This is a genomic window from Candidatus Pantoea edessiphila, assembly GCF_002933335.1.
In the GTDB taxonomy this organism is placed as follows: Bacteria; Pseudomonadota; Gammaproteobacteria; order Enterobacterales; family Enterobacteriaceae; genus Pantoea_C.
Window position 1 is genome coordinate 38,899 of the sequence record NZ_PDKS01000003.1, and the last position, 17,116, is coordinate 56,014.

General features: G+C 25.7%; 17 protein-coding genes. 10 read left to right on the plus strand and 7 right to left on the minus strand.

Annotation, left to right across the window (positions count from 1 at the left end; genetic code table 11):
- Window positions 1-64 precede the first annotated feature (64 nt).
- The 5 genes from ribB to hemW all read left to right on the plus strand — a co-directional run bounded on the left by ribB (window position 65) and on the right by hemW (window position 5,148).
- Entirely contained in the window at window positions 65-718 is a 654-nt protein-coding gene (gene ribB, locus CRV11_RS02485; protein ID WP_136131760.1) for a 3,4-dihydroxy-2-butanone-4-phosphate synthase, read from the plus strand.
- Between the two features lie 187 nt (window positions 719-905).
- The gene (locus tag CRV11_RS02490) at window positions 906-1,643 is read left to right on the plus strand and encodes a 1-acylglycerol-3-phosphate O-acyltransferase (RefSeq protein WP_136131761.1); all 738 of its coding nucleotides are present in this window, start codon (window positions 906-908) and stop codon (window positions 1,641-1,643) included.
- 700 nt (window positions 1,644-2,343) lie between these two features.
- Window positions 2,344-3,156: an alpha/beta fold hydrolase gene (locus CRV11_RS02495; protein WP_136131762.1), complete on the plus strand. Its 813-nt coding sequence runs from the start codon at window positions 2,344-2,346 to the stop codon at window positions 3,154-3,156.
- A gap of 85 nt (window positions 3,157-3,241) precedes the next feature.
- Window positions 3,242-3,946, plus strand: coding sequence for a YggS family pyridoxal phosphate-dependent enzyme (locus tag CRV11_RS02500; RefSeq protein ID WP_136131763.1), 705 nt, complete (start codon window positions 3,242-3,244; stop codon window positions 3,944-3,946).
- Window positions 3,947-4,011: 65 nt separating this feature from the next.
- On the plus strand, window positions 4,012-5,148 hold the full coding sequence (hemW, locus tag CRV11_RS02505; protein WP_136131764.1) for a radical SAM family heme chaperone HemW: 1,137 nt from the start codon (window positions 4,012-4,014) through the stop codon (window positions 5,146-5,148).
- Between the two features lie 54 nt (window positions 5,149-5,202).
- On the opposite strand, the gene trmB is transcribed toward hemW, so the two are convergent.
- Window positions 5,203-5,940, minus strand: a complete 738-nt coding sequence (gene trmB / locus CRV11_RS02510; RefSeq protein ID WP_136131765.1) for a tRNA (guanosine(46)-N7)-methyltransferase TrmB — start codon at window positions 5,938-5,940, stop codon at window positions 5,203-5,205.
- 173 nt (window positions 5,941-6,113) lie between these two features.
- On the opposite strand from trmB, the gene CRV11_RS02515 reads away from it, so the two are divergent.
- Window positions 6,114-6,344, plus strand: coding sequence for an oxidative damage protection protein (locus tag CRV11_RS02515; protein WP_136131766.1), 231 nt, complete (start codon window positions 6,114-6,116; stop codon window positions 6,342-6,344).
- A gap of 97 nt (window positions 6,345-6,441) precedes the next feature.
- Here CRV11_RS02515 and ruvX read toward each other — a convergent pair whose 3' ends face one another.
- The 4 genes from ruvX to rsmD all read right to left on the minus strand — a co-directional run bounded on the left by ruvX (window position 6,442) and on the right by rsmD (window position 10,346).
- Window positions 6,442-6,870: a Holliday junction resolvase RuvX gene (gene ruvX, locus CRV11_RS02520; protein WP_136131767.1), complete on the minus strand. Its 429-nt coding sequence runs from the start codon at window positions 6,868-6,870 to the stop codon at window positions 6,442-6,444.
- Between the two features lie 212 nt (window positions 6,871-7,082).
- Entirely contained in the window at window positions 7,083-8,027 is a 945-nt protein-coding gene (gshB, locus tag CRV11_RS02525) for a glutathione synthase (protein WP_136131768.1), read from the minus strand.
- 556 nt (window positions 8,028-8,583) lie between these two features.
- A complete protein-coding gene (gene hemB, locus CRV11_RS02530) occupies window positions 8,584-9,561 on the minus strand; it encodes a porphobilinogen synthase (RefSeq protein ID WP_136131769.1) in 978 nt (325 codons plus the stop codon).
- Between the two features lie 218 nt (window positions 9,562-9,779).
- Entirely contained in the window at window positions 9,780-10,346 is a 567-nt protein-coding gene (gene rsmD, locus CRV11_RS02535; RefSeq protein ID WP_136131770.1) for a 16S rRNA (guanine(966)-N(2))-methyltransferase RsmD, read from the minus strand.
- Window positions 10,347-10,533: 187 nt separating this feature from the next.
- On the opposite strand from rsmD, the gene ftsY reads away from it, so the two are divergent.
- Window positions 10,534-11,814 carry a signal recognition particle-docking protein FtsY gene (gene ftsY, locus CRV11_RS02540; protein ID WP_136131771.1) on the plus strand — a complete coding sequence of 427 codons (1,281 nt, stop codon included), beginning with the start codon at window positions 10,534-10,536 and terminating at the stop codon, window positions 11,812-11,814.
- A gap of 416 nt (window positions 11,815-12,230) precedes the next feature.
- The gene (gene rpoH / locus CRV11_RS02545; RefSeq protein WP_136131772.1) at window positions 12,231-13,088 is read left to right on the plus strand and encodes an RNA polymerase sigma factor RpoH; all 858 of its coding nucleotides are present in this window, start codon (window positions 12,231-12,233) and stop codon (window positions 13,086-13,088) included.
- Window positions 13,089-13,329: 241 nt separating this feature from the next.
- On the opposite strand, the gene CRV11_RS02550 is transcribed toward rpoH, so the two are convergent.
- Window positions 13,330-13,926, minus strand: a complete 597-nt coding sequence (locus CRV11_RS02550) for a YhgN family NAAT transporter (RefSeq protein ID WP_136131773.1) — start codon at window positions 13,924-13,926, stop codon at window positions 13,330-13,332.
- Between the two features lie 210 nt (window positions 13,927-14,136).
- On the opposite strand from CRV11_RS02550, the gene asd reads away from it, so the two are divergent.
- Window positions 14,137-15,246: an aspartate-semialdehyde dehydrogenase gene (gene asd, locus CRV11_RS02555; protein WP_136131774.1), complete on the plus strand. Its 1,110-nt coding sequence runs from the start codon at window positions 14,137-14,139 to the stop codon at window positions 15,244-15,246.
- Window positions 15,247-15,525: 279 nt separating this feature from the next.
- Here the strand turns inward: asd and nfuA are convergent, their stop codons facing one another.
- Window positions 15,526-16,104, minus strand: a complete 579-nt coding sequence (gene nfuA / locus CRV11_RS02560; protein WP_136131775.1) for a Fe-S biogenesis protein NfuA — start codon at window positions 16,102-16,104, stop codon at window positions 15,526-15,528.
- Window positions 16,105-16,261: 157 nt separating this feature from the next.
- On the opposite strand from nfuA, the gene bioH reads away from it, so the two are divergent.
- Window positions 16,262-17,020 carry a pimeloyl-ACP methyl ester esterase BioH gene (bioH, locus tag CRV11_RS02565; protein WP_136131776.1) on the plus strand — a complete coding sequence of 253 codons (759 nt, stop codon included), beginning with the start codon at window positions 16,262-16,264 and terminating at the stop codon, window positions 17,018-17,020.
- The last annotated feature ends 96 nt before the right edge of the window (window positions 17,021-17,116 follow it).

Sequence of the window (17,116 nt, forward strand, 5' to 3'; positions counted from 1 at the left end):
TATCCTAGTAATATATTTACTTTGATTCTAGTAATTCAATATAATTACCAAAAGGTTTATTAACATGAATCAGAAGTTGCTTTCTGAATTTGGAACAATTGAAGAACGTGTAGAACGTTCTATCGCTGCAATGCGCAAAGGGGATGGTGTAATAATAGTTGATAACGAAAATCGTGAAAATGAAGGTGATATTGTTTTTGTTGCTGAAACAATGACAGTAGAACAAATGGCATTAACTATACGTCATGGTAGTGGGATTGTCTGTCTTTGTTTAACTGAAACAATATGTAAAAAATTAAATTTGCCAATGATGGTAGAAAAAAATACAAGTTTTTATGGAACCAGATTTACAATTACTATTGAAGCAGCTAAAGGTGTTACTACAGGAGTATCAGCTAAAGATAGAATTACTACTATTCGTGCTGCAATAGCAGAAAACGCAAAACCTGAAGATCTTAATCGACCTGGTCATGTTTTTCCTGTTTGCGCTTGTACTGGAGGAGTTTTAGTTAGAGGAGGACATACTGAAGCTACAATAGATCTAGTTAAACTAGCAGGTTTTAAACCAGCTGGTGTTATATGTGAACTTACTAATGATGATGGTTCTATGGCACATATGGAAGAAGCTATTATTTTTGCAAAAATTCATAGCATGCCTGTAGTAACAGTTGAAGATTTGATATTCTTTCGTCAAAGAAAAAAGATGTTTTCGATATAACAAATTAAAATATAATTTATCATTTCAGCAGTAAGTTAATCTTTATAGATATTCTGATAATTTTAATATATTGATCACCATGCAATATTACTTTATCATAAATAATAACGATTGAATTGTATATTTTGTATAAATATATCAATTGAAAAGAAATTTATTTAACACATTTCCAAATAAGGAGATGTATATGCTATTAATATTACGTATTATTTTATTTGTTATTTATTTATTAGTGATTTGTATGGTTGGTATGATTTGGTGTTCATTTTCTCCTAGAAATCCATATCATGTATCTATATTTGGACGTATGATTGGAAAACTATCAACATTATTTGGAATCAAAGTTGAGCTCAGAAAATCTCAATTTACTGAAAAGTATATAGGTAATGCTATCTATATAGCAAATCATCAAAACAATTATGATATGATAATTTTATCTAAAATAATACCAGATAATACAGTAACTTTAGGTAAAAAAAGTTTATTTTGGATTCCATTTTTTGGGTTTTTTTATTGGATTACTGGTAATATACTTATCGATCGTAATAATAAAATTAAATCTTACGGTACTATTATGCATATAGTTAAACAACTTAAAAAAAAACGCATTTCGTTTTGGATTTTTCCAGAAGGTACTAGAAGTAACGGAAGAGGATTACTGCCTTTTAAATCTGGAGCTTTTCTGGCTGCTAGATTAGCTGAAGTACCTGTTATTCCCGTGGTTTTTTCAAATACTCATGATAAAATTAAACTTAATCGCTTTAGAAATGGACTAGTAATTATTGAAATGCTTTCTCCTATTCATTTAAAAAATCATAATTTATCAGTTAGAGAATTATCAAAAGTATGTCATGATGTAATGTTAAATAAGTTAAAAACTTTAAATGATGAAGTTGAGGAAAGAGAAAAAAATGGAAATATATAACCATTATTTATGAATATATCTATTATTTAGTAGAAGTTGAAATTTAAATGTTATTTATTATCACGGTATTTTAGTTAAACTTCAATTTAGGTTCTTAAAAAAATAAGAAATTTATTTTTTAGTATAAAAATATTTATACATGTAAATAAGATTAAATATTTCATCGTCATCAGCAATTATCATTGTTATTTAGTATATTGTTAGATAATACTATAACTAATTACTTGTCTTTTTCCTAGCTTATATGCAGCTAAGTTTCAATTAATATCAATATATAATATGATTATAATATAATGTTTATCTTTAATAATTATTCTATTAGATATCTGCTTAAATACATGGTTATTTATGATATATTATTGTTTTAATAGGAATAGTCATATCAAGATATGATAAAACTAAATTAAAATTTGTTTATAACAAATTTTAATTTTATTTAAAATAAATTAATTAAACATAACAATAAAGTTATTTCAAATAATAGAACAATTATTCATTAATTAATAGTATAATGCATGTTTTTTAGATATGATTAATTTAATAATACAATAAAATATTTTATATGAAAGATAATTTATAAAATCGGTTAATAATAAATATATTTATGCATAATCAATTAAATAGTGAACTTAAATGATATTAAAATATTTAAAAATCTATTTATAGATAGTATTTTATTAATTTATATGAGATAAAAAAATTGAGTACATTTAAAAGCAAAGATAAATTTAATCTTTACTATAAAGATTGGGGACAAGGTGAAGATCCTATAATATTTAGTCATGGTTGGCCTTTGAATGCTGATATGTGGGATTATCAAATGTATTTTCTTGCAAATAGCGGTTATCGTTCAATTGCATTTGATCGTCGTGGTTTTGGCCGTTCGGAACAACCATGGATTAGTTACGACTATGATACATTTTCTGATGATATTCATTGTTTAATAGAATATTTAGGATTAAGTAAAGTTACTTTAGTAGGTTTTTCTATGGGTTGTGGGGATGTATCTCGTTATATTAGTCGCTTTGGTACAACTAAAGTAAAAAAAATTATACTATTAGGCACAATAACGCCAATGGTCAGTAAAAACAAAGATAATCCAGATGGTATTGATAAATCAATATTTGATACTATAAAATTAGAATTATTAAAGGATAGACCTCAATTTATTAAGCAATTTATAAAAACATTTTATGGTAATATGTTTGTTTCTGATGGTATAAAGTTTCAAACTTTAAACATCTCTTTATTAGCATCTTTAAAAGCTACTATAGATTGTGTTACATCATTTTCTGAAACTAATTTCTATAATGATTTAAGTAAAATTAATATTCCTACTTTAATTATTCACGGCAGCAATGATCAAATTTTACCATATCAATTGACTAGTGAACAAACCCATAAATTGATACCTAATTCTAAATTAAAATTATATAAAAATGGTCCTCACGGTTTTGTATTAACGCATCAAGATCATCTAAAACAAGATATTATTTCATTTTTACAAGAATAAAATTTTGATTGCTCAAATACAGCTAAACAGTGAGTGATTAATAACGTTATTCATGTATTTAATTATTATATTAAGATTAAATATTATGACATTAATTCAACATAATTTAAATAAATTGATAAAAAAGATCCATGATATTGCTTTATTATATGGTCGTAATCCTGAAAAAATCAAGTTAATTGCAGTAAGTAAAAACAAACCGATAAGTGATATCATGGAAATAGCATCGTTAAAACAGATCAGTTTTGGTGAAAACTATGTACAAGAAGGTATAGAAAAAATTAGATCTATAAAAACGTGTTGTCTTAATCTAGAATGGCATTTTATAGGACATTTACAGTCTAATAAAAGCCGCTTAATAGCAGAATATTTTTCTTGGTGTCAAACAATTGATTCAATAAGTATTGCACGTAAATTAAATGATAAAAGGCCATTTTATTTGCCTCCTCTTAATGTATTAATTCAAGTTAATATTAGTAATGATGAAAAAAAATGTGGAACAATACCAAATAATATATTTAACATAGCAGAGCAAATTATATCTTTACCAAAATTGAGATTTCGTGGATTAATGGCTATTCCTAAGTTAGAAAATGATTATAATAAACAATTTCATGAGTATAAAAAAATGGTTCAACTATTCGATAAACTTAAGCAAGATTTTTCTGATATTGATACTATTTCATTAGGAATGAGTAATGATATGGAAATGGCTATTGCTGCAGGAAGCACAATGTTACGTATTGGCAGAGATATATTTGGTATTAGAGATAACTTTACAGACACCTAATATTATACTACATAAATAATATATTATGAATATTTTTCATCTATTTAGATAGTCATTAATGTAAAATGTATTTACCTCCATTAAGCTTATATATACATATTCCTTGGTGTATAAAAAAATGTTATTATTGTGATTTTAATTCTCATGAATTAAAAAAGAACGTATTATATCTTAACTATATAAATCATTTGTTATTAGATCTAAATAATGACAAATATTTAATTAACGATAGAAAAATATGCACTATTTTTATTGGAGGGGGAACACCCAGTTTAATTGATATAGAAGCAATGAAAATATTAATAAATGGAATAAAAGAAAGTTTAAATCTGTCTATAGATATAGAGATTACCATAGAAATCAATCCTGGAACTGTTAATGTTGATCTTTTATCCTGTTATAAAAATCAAGAAATTAATCGAATATCAGTTGGTGCGCAAAGTTTTAGTGATAAACATCTAGTTCGTTTAGGAAGGATTCATAGTTCAACAGAAACTCATAATGTAATTCATTTAATCAAAGATCTTGGAATACATAATATTAATATTGATTTAATGCATGGGTTACCAAATCAATCTATACAGGAAGCCTTGAATGATTTACACCAAACTATTTTATTTGATATTCCTCATATATCGTGGTATCAATTAACTATCGAACCCAATACCATGTTCGGTTCGAAAAATGTTATTTTACCTAATGATAATAAATTATCGCGTATTTTTAAAGAAGGGCACAATTTATTGATTCAATCTGGTTACAAACAATATGAAATTTCAAATTATGCAAAATCAAATTACTATTGTAAACATAATCTTAATTATTGGTATTTTGGTGATTACATTGGTATTGGCTGCGGAGCACATGGAAAAATAACATTATCTGATGGCAAAATAATACGTACTGTAAAAAATCGCCAACCAAAAGAATTTATGAAAGGATTTTATATTAATAAAAGATATATAGTTTCTGATATAGATAAACCTTTTGAATATTTTATGAATAGGTTTCGTTTGAATAAAATTGTATCTAGAAAAGAATTTGAAATTTTTACTGGCTTGAAGGAAGACTATATCCGTTATAATATGGATAAAGCAATAACTGCTGGTTATGTTATTGAAACTAATAAACACTGGCAAATAAGTAAAAAAGGAAGGCGGTTTTTGAATGACCTATTAGAATTGTTTTTAATAGAAGGATAGAATTATAATAATATTGTGTTGATTTGAAATAATCATTCAACAAGTTTTCTTAGATTACTTTATTGTTCTAAATATTAATTCGTAAATTTTGTGTCCTAAGAGATTACTGCGTTGTTCAAACTTAGTAATAGGGCGATCTTTAGAAAGCATAATATCATCTTGCGAGTAGAGAGATTGGTTTTTGTGGTTGTTTATGCTATCTATCGTTTTTACTATATAAGAAGCATAATTTTTACAATCTGTTACTATATGAAGTAGAGAACCACTATCTTTAAGTTTTTGTCTTGCTAAATTAGCAAACGATGTATTTACAAGTCTACGTTTATGATGACAATTTTTAGGCCATGGATCAGGGAAAAATAGTTGTATTTTATGAAGTGAATTATCTGGAATCATGTTTTCTAATACATCACGAACATCGCAATATATAAGTCGCAGATTTTTAATGTCTGTTTTTTTTAATTCCACTAAACAATTAGCTATTCCTGGCAGATATACTTCGATTCCTAAAAAATTTTGTTGTGAATTATTTTGAGCCATCTGAACTAAAGAATTTCCGTTACCAAATCCAATTTCCATAATGACTAATTTATCAGATCCAAATAATTTAGAAAAATTAATTAATTTTGGTTGGAATTGAATTACTATATCTGACCAATGACTATTTACTGCATTAAGTTGATTTCTAGTTAATTTTCTTTCTCGTAACACAAAAGTACGAATTCGATCATATGATTTACATATACTAATTTTAGTATTTATGTTACATTTTAACGATAAGTTATTTTTCATATTGATATATATTTTTGCAATTTGCTTTTAACATAATTGGTTTATAATAATCATACAGTTAATAATATAATATCTTATATTATTAACTGCAACTAATTTTTTAACGATTTATAAGTGAGTTTATTTTAGTAATTTATTTATATTATTTCTTTGAAGATTACGGTGTTTATACTATGAGTCGTATAATTTTTTGTAATTTTTTAAAACGTAAAGCTGAAGGACAGGATTTTCAAGTTTATCCTGGTAATATTGGTGATCGTATATATAATGAAATTTCCAAAGAAGCTTGGGGGAAATGGATTGAAAAGCAAACGATATTAATTAATGAAAAGAAACTTAAACTTATTCATCAAGAAGACCGAAAAATATTAGAAAATGAAATGATAAAGTTTTTATTTAAATAAAAATCTATTTTATAGATAAGGAAAATTTAATACTTATACTTTATATCAACTGAAAAACATATATATCCTAAACTTAGGATATATATAAAAAATCCAATTAATTATTGCAAGATGAGTTGTTAATCCAATCCTGTAAAATGATTGCTGCAGATTTGGAATCAATATGATTTTTAGACAAAGATCGATATCCTCCACATTTAAATAATTCTGAACAAGCTTCTCTTGTACTTAATCTCTCATCCTGCATGTAAGTATTGATGCTAAATTTAGCATTTAAATTATTGGCAAATTTTCTAGCACAATAAGTAAGATATTGTTCAGTACCATCCATATTTAGTGGTAAACCTACTATAATTACACTAGGCTGCCATTTTTTAATTAACTTTTCAATTTGTATCCAATTTGGTATGCCTTCTTTAGCTTTTAAAGCACTTATAGGACTCGCTATACCAGTAACTAATTGACCGATTGCAACACCAATATTTTTTTTTCCAAAATCAAAAGCTAATATAATTTTCGTATACATTAGGATTTCCTGTATTACTATACTTATTCATTGCTAACTACCCTAATCTAATAAATATTAGAGTAGTTTTACTTCAAACTTTTAATAAAGTGATTTAAAATATTACTTTATTATTTATCACAGTAACCAACAAATTGTCTCTAGTAGTTAATGTGTTACTTGGAGCTCATATATTAAGTAATAATTTTTAGAATTTAAGAATTTTATATCTGCTAATGCAAGAGTTTTTCAATTGAATCCATTAGCATAGAAGTAATAGAAATTGGAACGGCTGCTTCAATTTGACAAATACCAGTAGGGCTAGTCACGTTAATTTCTGTAACTTTATCGCCAATAATATCTAAACCGACAAACATTAGACCTTTCTTTTTAAGATTTAAACCAATAATTCTGGAAATTTCTAAATCACTGGCGCTTAAAGCTCTTACTTCTCCATAACCACCGATGCTAAGATTAGCTCTATGATCCCCTTCTCTAGGAATTCTCGCTAAGCAATAAGGAACAGGTTCTCCATCTACTAATAAAATTCTTTTATCACCATATTTTATATCTGGTACATATTTTTGAGCTATGCAAAAAAAACTACCATTTTTAGTTAATGATTCTATCACAACTGAAAAATTAGAATCATCCTTTCTTAAAAAAAAAACAGATTTACCACCCATATTATCTAATGGTTTTACTACTATATCAATGTGTTTTTGCCAAAAATTTTTTAGTTCATTTTGATTACAAGTAACTAATGTACTAGGGGTAAATTCATTAAACAATGATATATATAATTTTTCATTACAATCTCTCAAACTTTGTGGTTTATTCACAATGATAGAACCTGATCGTTCTGCTTGTTCTAAAATATATGTTGAATATATATACTGCATGTCAAATGGAGGATCTTTCCTCATTAGTATTACATCAAGATCAGAAAGTTTGATATTTTGTTTTTTATAAAAAAAATACCAATGTTTATGATTTTTTTCTACATTTAATAAATGTGTATTTGCATAAGCTACACCTTCATACATGAAAATATCCTTTATTTCCATATAATAGATTGTATATCTGCGCTTTTGTGCTTCTAGTAACATTGCAAATGTTGTATCTTTTTCTATATTAATAGAAGCAATTGGGTCCATTAATACACCAAGTTTAACCATTATTATCCTTTATTCCTTTAAATAAAATAAACTTAATAGCATATTTCTCATAATTTAAATTCATGCTAATTATGATAATTTATTATTAAATGTCTGAAAGTAATTTTAAAGACAGTTATTTACTAATAATCACTTCAATATATCTTATTTTAAAATAATCTTAAAGAGATTTTATATATTTAAACATAATCATACAAATAGCAACCTTATATTATGTATAAATATATATTTATGCTAATATATATTTATACATACATGTATGTTATAAACTATCATGGATCATATCCATGATATATTAGTTAATATTAATCGATACAAATAAAAATACATGATTAATAAATAATAACAGCTTGAATATAAATGCTATTATTTGTTATTAAATAACTATTAATATACTAATTAATAAATTCAAAACTTATATACTAGCTATAATATAATTTTATAAGGAAATCCAATATTTAACTGTTAGGTCAACAATATTTAAATATATCTAATGTTAATACTATATAAATTTGATTATTTATATGATATTTTATTAAGATTGTAACATCATTTATCAAATAATTTTTTTTTCAGCAAGATCAAGAGTAAAATAACTAAATATAATATCTGCACCTGCTCTTTTTATTGCAGCTAAACTTTCTAATATTATTTTATATTCATCTATAACTCCTGATTTAGCGGCAAATTTTATCATAGAATATTCTCCACTTACCTGATACGCAGCTAGTGGTATTTCAGTTTTTTCACGGATATCACGTAAAATATCAAGATAAAAACCTGCTGGTTTTACCATTAGTACATCTGCTCCTTCTGTAACATCAATTAAAGATTCTCTAATTGCTTCTCTGCGATTTATGGGGTTTATTTGATAGGTATTACGATCTCCGTTGATATTAATTTTGGCAGCGTCTCGGAAAGGACCATATAAAGAAGATGCAAATTTAGTTGAATAAGAAATTATAGCAGTTTGATTGAAACCAGATAAATCTAATGCTCTACGAATATTGCATACCTGTCCGTCCATAGAAGCTGAAGGTGCAACAAAATCAGCACCTGCTGCTGCTGCTACTACCGATTGTTTACACATATTTACTAGGGTTTGATCATTATCAACGTAATTATCATATATTACACCACAGTGCCCATGGGTAGTATATTGGCAAAAACAAATATCTGATATTAACATAATTTCTGGAACAGTATTTTTACATATTCGAATTATTCTTGATAACAAACCGTTTTCATCCCACGTATCACTGCCTATTGGATCATTATGATGCGAAATTCCAAATAATAGTACTATATTAATACCTGCATTAGCTATACGCTCTATTTCATATGCTAATTTTTTTTCAGGAATACGCATCACTCCTGGCATAGAATCTATTTCTTTATAAACATTTAAATTTTCTTCAACAAATATTGGCAAAGCTAATTTATTTATACTAATCTCAAATTCTTGGAATATTCGACGCATTAAAGTATTAACACGTAATCTCCTAGGACGTTTTGCTAAATTAATTATCTTCATTATGATATCGTTAACTATATATTAATAAAAAATAAATTGTTATATCCATTAATTAAATAACAACAAGTTTTATTTTGTTTTTTTATTTCAATTAATGCGTATAATCGCATGCAATAATTTTATAAATTTTTATATATTGTTTAAGTATATAAAATAATTTCATTATTTAATAATATTTGTGTTTATTAAATGCAATAAATATTGCATATAACATATGATTATTTTTTTATCCTATATAAACAATAAACTACCTTTCCAGCAGTATTCTTTTTATATAAAATCCAATTATATGGAATATTAACCATTTTAATTTTTTTGCTTTCAATATATATAAGAGCATGATCGCTTAACCATCCGTTATTATCTAATAAAAACATTGTTTCACTAATAAAATCACTATCAAATGGTGGATCAATAAATACTATATCAAATGGTCTACCTTTCTGCTTCAACCAAAATAAGGTATTGGTTTTTATTATTTCACTATTAGATACATTAAAAAATTTTAAGTTTTTTTGCAATTGTTTTACTACTGTAATATTAGATTCTAACATTGTTACAAAATTAGCGTATCGTGATAAAGATTCAAATCCAAGAGCTCCACTACCTGTAAAACAATCAAGGCAATTGGAATTTTTAATTATAGGATTCAACCAGTTAAATAATGTTTCTCGGATACGATCAGTAGTGGGTTGTAATCCTATACTATTTAATACTGGTAATTTATGTCTTCGCCATTGACCACCTATAATTCGAATATATCCAGAGCGATAATTTTTTTTCATAAATATCTATAATTATAAATATGTAATAAAATTAAAATTACGTTAATGTTTTAAAAAACAAAATAATTTTTATTTGCAAACAATATGTTCAATAGATTTAATATTAATTAAATTATTGAATTGATATTATCTTATCTTATTTGTATGATAATAACAAATCTAACTAATATTAGAGGATTGTAGTAATATGGTAAAAAAGAAAAATAATAATTTATTTTCTTGGTTTAAATTCAAAAAAAATGATTCAACTAAAAATGAAAATTTAAATGATACTGATCACCTTTTATCTGAAAATAAAAAAACGATTCATATAAATCAATGTTTACCTGAAAACAAAGACAATAATAAAAATAACGATTCTGCTCATAATGCAATCCCTGATTCCAACTTAATTATAAATGATATTGATATAAACTTAGTAAATACACCAATAAAAAATAAATTAATTAATGGTTATGTAAAATCAACAAAAGCAGAAATTCAATCTCAACATAATAATTATAAAATTGATACTGGTGTAAATATACAGCCAGATAATTTAAAAAAAAAACAAAGTTTTTTTACACGTTTAAAAAATAGTTTAATTAAAACTCATCAAAATTTAGCTATAAATTTAAATAAAATATTTTATGGAAACCTAGTAAGCAATGAACTTTTTGAAAAATTAGAAGAACAATTGTTAATATCTGATATAGGAATAGAAACTACCCAAAAAATAATTAAAAAACTGTCACAACAAGCAAGTATTCAACGTATAAAGGAAGCGAAAGACCTATATGATTTACTAAAAATAGAATTAACAAATATGCTAGTTGGAATAGATATACCAATTGAAACAAACAAAAACAAGCCCTTTGTTATATTAGTAGTAGGAGTTAATGGTGTAGGAAAAACAACTACAATTGGTAAATTAGCCCATTACTATAAAAAAGCAGGAAAATCAGTTATGTTAGCTGCTGGTGATACTTTTCGTATAGCTGCAGTTGAGCAATTACAATTTTGGGGGAAATATAATAAAATTCCTGTAATTTCACAACCGACTGGATCAGATTCTTCTTCTGTAATATTTGATGCAATACAATCTGCTAAATCACGTAATATTGATATCATAATTGCAGATACTGCAGGTCGCCTTCATAATAAATTAAAATTAATGGAAGAACTAAAAAAAACCATTCGAGTGATCAAAAAAATAGATAAAGATGCTCCACATGAAATCATGTTAACCATAGATGCTAATACTGGACAAAATTCCGTTATCCAAGCTAAGATGTTTAATCAATTTATTAAATTAACAGGCATTACGATTACTAAGTTAGATGGTACTGCTAAGGGTGGTGTCATATTTTCAATAGCTAATCAATTAAGTATACCTATTAGATATATCTGTATAGGAGAAACTGTAGATGATATAAAACCATTCAAATCTTCAGATTTTATTGAGGCTATATTTTCTTCACCAAACTAAATAAATATTGATATTTAATGTTACTTTTTTAGATGTTATAATTCTCATAATAGTTCTGATATTACTATTCTTTTGATATAGTTTACATTAAAATAAAATATTTAATATTTCTAAAAATCACTTAACCGAATAATCTATATTAGTAATATCTACAAAATTAAAATTTATCACTAGTATAAAATTTAACTAGGCCTTATATCTTTTAATAGTTTTATTATCTATAGATTATAATTTATTGTATATTATCATTATTATGATAAATACAAATTAATTGTTTTCATGAGACTATTATTAAAATAATTTAAAATTAACAATAATGACTTACACTATTAAAATAATTGTTGTTTTATTTATCATGACAAGATTTACATTAATTAATGTATACTTAATTTATATTAATGCTATAAGGAGTTGTAATGATAAAACACACACAAAATTTAACTGTAGCTCCATTAGGTAACTTAGAATCTTATATTCAAGCTGCTAATATATTGCCTATGTTATCAGCAGAAGAAGAAAAAAGTTTAGCTATACAATTACACTATCATGGAGATCTAGAATCTGCTAAGGTCTTAATTTTATCTCATTTGCGATTTGTAGTTCACATAGCTCGTAATTATTCTGGATATGGATTACCTCAAGCTGATTTAATTCAAGAAGGTAATATTGGATTAATGAAAGCTGTAAGAAGATTTAATCCTGAAGTTGGTGTTCGACTTGTATCTTTTGCTGTTCATTGGATTAAAGCAGAAATACACGAATATGTTTTACGTAATTGGCGGATTGTAAAAGTAGCTACTACTAAGGCTCAGCGAAAATTATTTTTTAATCTTAGAAAAAGCAAAAAACATTTGGGATGGTTTAACCAAGATGAAGTAGAAATGGTAGCCCGTGAATTAGGGGTAAGTAGTAGGGATGTACGTGAAATGGAATCACGTATGGCTGCTCAGGATATGACTTTCGATCTGTTTAATAATGATGAAAATGGTGATGATAAATCCATGGCTCCTGTATTATATCTTCAAGATAAAACTTCTGATTTCGCTAATGGTATAGAGGAAAACAACTGGGGTTTACATGCAGCAGATAAATTAAGTTATGCATTAGAAAGCCTAGATGAGCGTAGCAAACACATTATACGCACGCGTTGGCTTGAAGAAGATAGTAAAACTACTCTTCAAGAACTTGCTAGTAAATACGGTGTTTCAGCCGAACGTGTGCGTCAACTTGAAAAAAATGCAATGAAAAAACTAAGAATAGCAATTGAATCTTAAAAATAATATTAAAGTATTATATGTTATATTTACATTTTAATGTATGATTAATAAATCCTATATATTATATGTTTAACATTAACTAAATGCATTCAAATCAAGTAATTATATTTTTATGGTTTGTATTTGAAGTAAAATATTATTAAATTAATTAAATATTTATAATTTTTATTTTTAATAATTTAATAAAACAATATACGAAATTTAAATATTAAAGCTTCATATACTTATAGCATATAATTTATAATTTTAAGTAAACTCTAATACCATCTAAGAACATTTGCGTTGCTAATATAACTAATACCAATCCCATTAGTCTCTCTAGTGCATTAACGCCTTTTTCTCCAAGTATGCGTAAAAATAGTTCTGAAAGTAATAAGATTATTAATGTCAATAACCATGCAATTAATATTGAAATTATAATAACATGCATTTGATTATAGTATTGATGAGCCAACATCATCAAGGTAGCTAATAAAGACGGTCCAGCAACTAATGGGATTGCTAAAGGTACTAAAAATGGTTCTTCATCACCTGCTGTAAATACCGTATTATTGTCTTCAGATGAAGGAAAAATCATTTTAATAGCTATTAAAAATAAAATAATGCCACCAGAAATTGATACAGACTCTGTACGCAAATTTAAAAAATTTAATATTGATTCTCCTAAAAACAAAAACATCACCATAATTATCAAAGATATGATCATTTCGCGAATTAAAATTACTTTCCTGCGTTTAGGATCAATATATTTTAAAATTGACATAAAAATAGGTAAATTACCTAATGGATCCATAATTAATAACAATAGTATCGTTCCAGAAATTATTTCGTTCATTTATTTAATGCCTTATTTGTAAATAAATTTTATTAGTTGAGTTTGCAAAATACTTATTTTAAATAAATTGTTTTTATTTATTAAAATAAATATACTTTTAAAATAAATACTGTGTATGTCTAATTATTACACATAGCATTAGTAAAATTAATACCCTATTGTTTACTTTAAAAGAAATTAGATATTTAAATAATTTAAAATGGATATAATATGAAAAATGTTGGTTTTATAGGTTGGCGTGGCATGGTTGGTTCGGTATTAATGTCTAGAATGGTAGAAGAAAATGATTTTAATGTTATTAATTCAGTATTTTTTTCTACTTCACAAAAAGGAGAAACATCACCAAATTTTGGAGGTGATCATAATGATGTTCTTCAAGATGCTTTTGATATAAAATTATTAAAAAGTTTAGATATATTAATTACTTGTCAAGGCAGCGAGTATACTAAACAAATATATCCTAAATTAAGAAATATAGGTTGGAAAGGATATTGGATAGATGCTGCTTCTATTTTACGTATGCAAAAAGATACAATTATTGTTCTAGATCCAGTTAACTATAAATTAATTTGTCAAGGGATAGATCAAGGTATCAAGACTTTTGTAGGAGGTAACTGTACTGTAAGTTTAATGTTAATGGCATTAGGTGGCTTATTTTCTAAAAATCTAATTGATTGGGTATCAGTTGCAACTTACCAAGCGGCTTCCGGCTGTGGTTCTCTACATATGAAAGAATTATTAATGCAAATGGGAGTTATTTATAATCATGTATCTCAAAGTTTAAATAATCCAGCAGCTCTTGTTTTAGATATTGAACGTAATATTAGTAATATTATAAACTCTAGTGTTTTTCCTAAAGATAATTTTGTAGTACCTTTAGCAACTAGTTTAATTCCTTGGATAGATAAAAAATTGATAAATGGTCAAAGCAGAGAAGAATGGAAAGGTCAAGCAGAAACCAATAAAATTCTTAACAATCAAGTAATTATTCCCATTGATGGATTGTGTGTACGTATTGGCACATTACGTTGTCATAGTCAAGCATTTACTATCAAACTAAATAAAAATATAACATTAGAGGAAATTGAAATAATACTAGATTCACATAATAAGTGGGTTAAAGTAATTCCTAATGATCCTGAATTAACAATGTTGCAATTAACTCCTGCTTCAGTTACCGGAACATTATTTACCCCTATTGGTCGCTTAAGAAAACTTAATATGGGTCCTCAATATCTTTCTGCTTTTACTGTTGGTGATCAATTACTGTGGGGTGCTGCAGAACCGATACGACGAATGTTATTTTTATTAGTAAATTAGAATATCTTAAAAAACAATAAATAAACATTTATTAATTATTAACTATATTAACTATTTAATTACTATCAATAATTATCATAATATCATAAAATAAAAGTAATTTTATTGAATATAATTCACTCAATTATCGTTATTAAATAAATATTGTTTATTATAAATAACAATATATCTTGAATTTAGTATAACTAATATATAAAATGAATGACATACTAGCTGATATCAGGTTAAACTATCATTAGTTCATTACATGTAATTATATAGTCATGTTTGAAGAAATTATTAAAAATAAGAATGTCTTCCATGTAGGTGTTCAGTGTTATCAATTACTCCTTTTAAAAAGGGAAAAGCTAATAGTATTTCTTTTTCTACGCTATCCTTTAAGGTAACATTGATCATTGCACATCCATTGCATCCCCCTCCAAATTTTAGTACAGCATAATTATCATCAGTAATTTCAACTAATGACACATGTCCACCATGTTCAGCTAACCTAGGATTAATTTGTGTATACAATAAATATTCTACTTTTCTATAAATTGGTGTGTTCTCCGGTAATTTGTAAGATTTTGTAGCATTTGGTGCTTTTAATGTCAGCTGAGATCCAAGATCGTCCACTGCTAAGTCAATTTCAGCTGATTTTAAATAAGGTAAACTTATAGGATCAATATAAACAGATAATTTTTTAAATTTTAGTTTAGTATCTGTATCCTTAACATTATGTGGTTGACAATAAGAAACAGTACATTCGGCTTCAGGTTTACCAGGATTGTTTACAAAAATGCGTATTTGCGTACCATTTTCTTGTTGATCTAATAATTTTAAAAAATATTTTCTAGCGGAATCACTTATTGTAATCATCGTTAATTACTCAATTTTTATGATATAAATATACAAGATATATTAGCAATTATTTATAATAACAATTATATTTTATCTGAATATAAACAACAAATAATTATTTATATTAATAATATTAAGTAAACAATATTTTATAACTCAAACTCAAAGATATCCTATGTACTTGCAAACTTTTGGAAAAGGTGATATTAATCTAGTTTTTTTACACGGTTGGGCAATTAATTCAAAAATTTGGAATACTATCATACCTCTTTTTGAAAAAGAATTTCTTTTACATCTAATTGATTTACCAGGTTATGGCTGTAATCCAACATTCAATTTTTTAACCTTAAATGATCTAGCAAAACAATTGATACCATTTTTGCCTGATCAATCAGTGGTAATTGGTTGGTCATTAGGTGGATTAATAGCTATGCAATTAGCTTTAATTAAACCCAAAAAATTGAGAGGAATTATTACTGTGTCATCATCACCAAAGTTTATATCTACAAAATCATGGCCAGGGATAAAACCTAAAATATTAGATAATTTCAAGTACCATGTTCAAAATAACTTAAAGCAAGCAATAGAACGTTTTTTGATATTACAAACATTAGGATTAAAAAATTCTCATATCAACATTTTGAATTTGAAACGAATGATTTTTTCTCAACCTATTCCATCAATAGAAGTATTAAGTAATGGTTTAAAAATTTTATATGATACTGATCTAAGAAAAGAATTAGCTTTAGTGAAAATTCCATTTTTACGTATTTATGGATCTCTAGATAGTTTAGTTCCGCGTAATATTGTACCAATATTAGATGATATTATTCCGAAATCTTCTTCTATTATATTAGAAAAAGCAGCTCATGCTCCTTTTATTTCACATCCTTATATGTTTTATAAATATGTTGTTGATTTCTTAAATATATAATTCTTAATTAAGATTAAGTTTTATATGGAAAATAACAATTAACTCAATATTATTTTTAATAATTCATAATATTGATAATAATCTTGATTAATAACA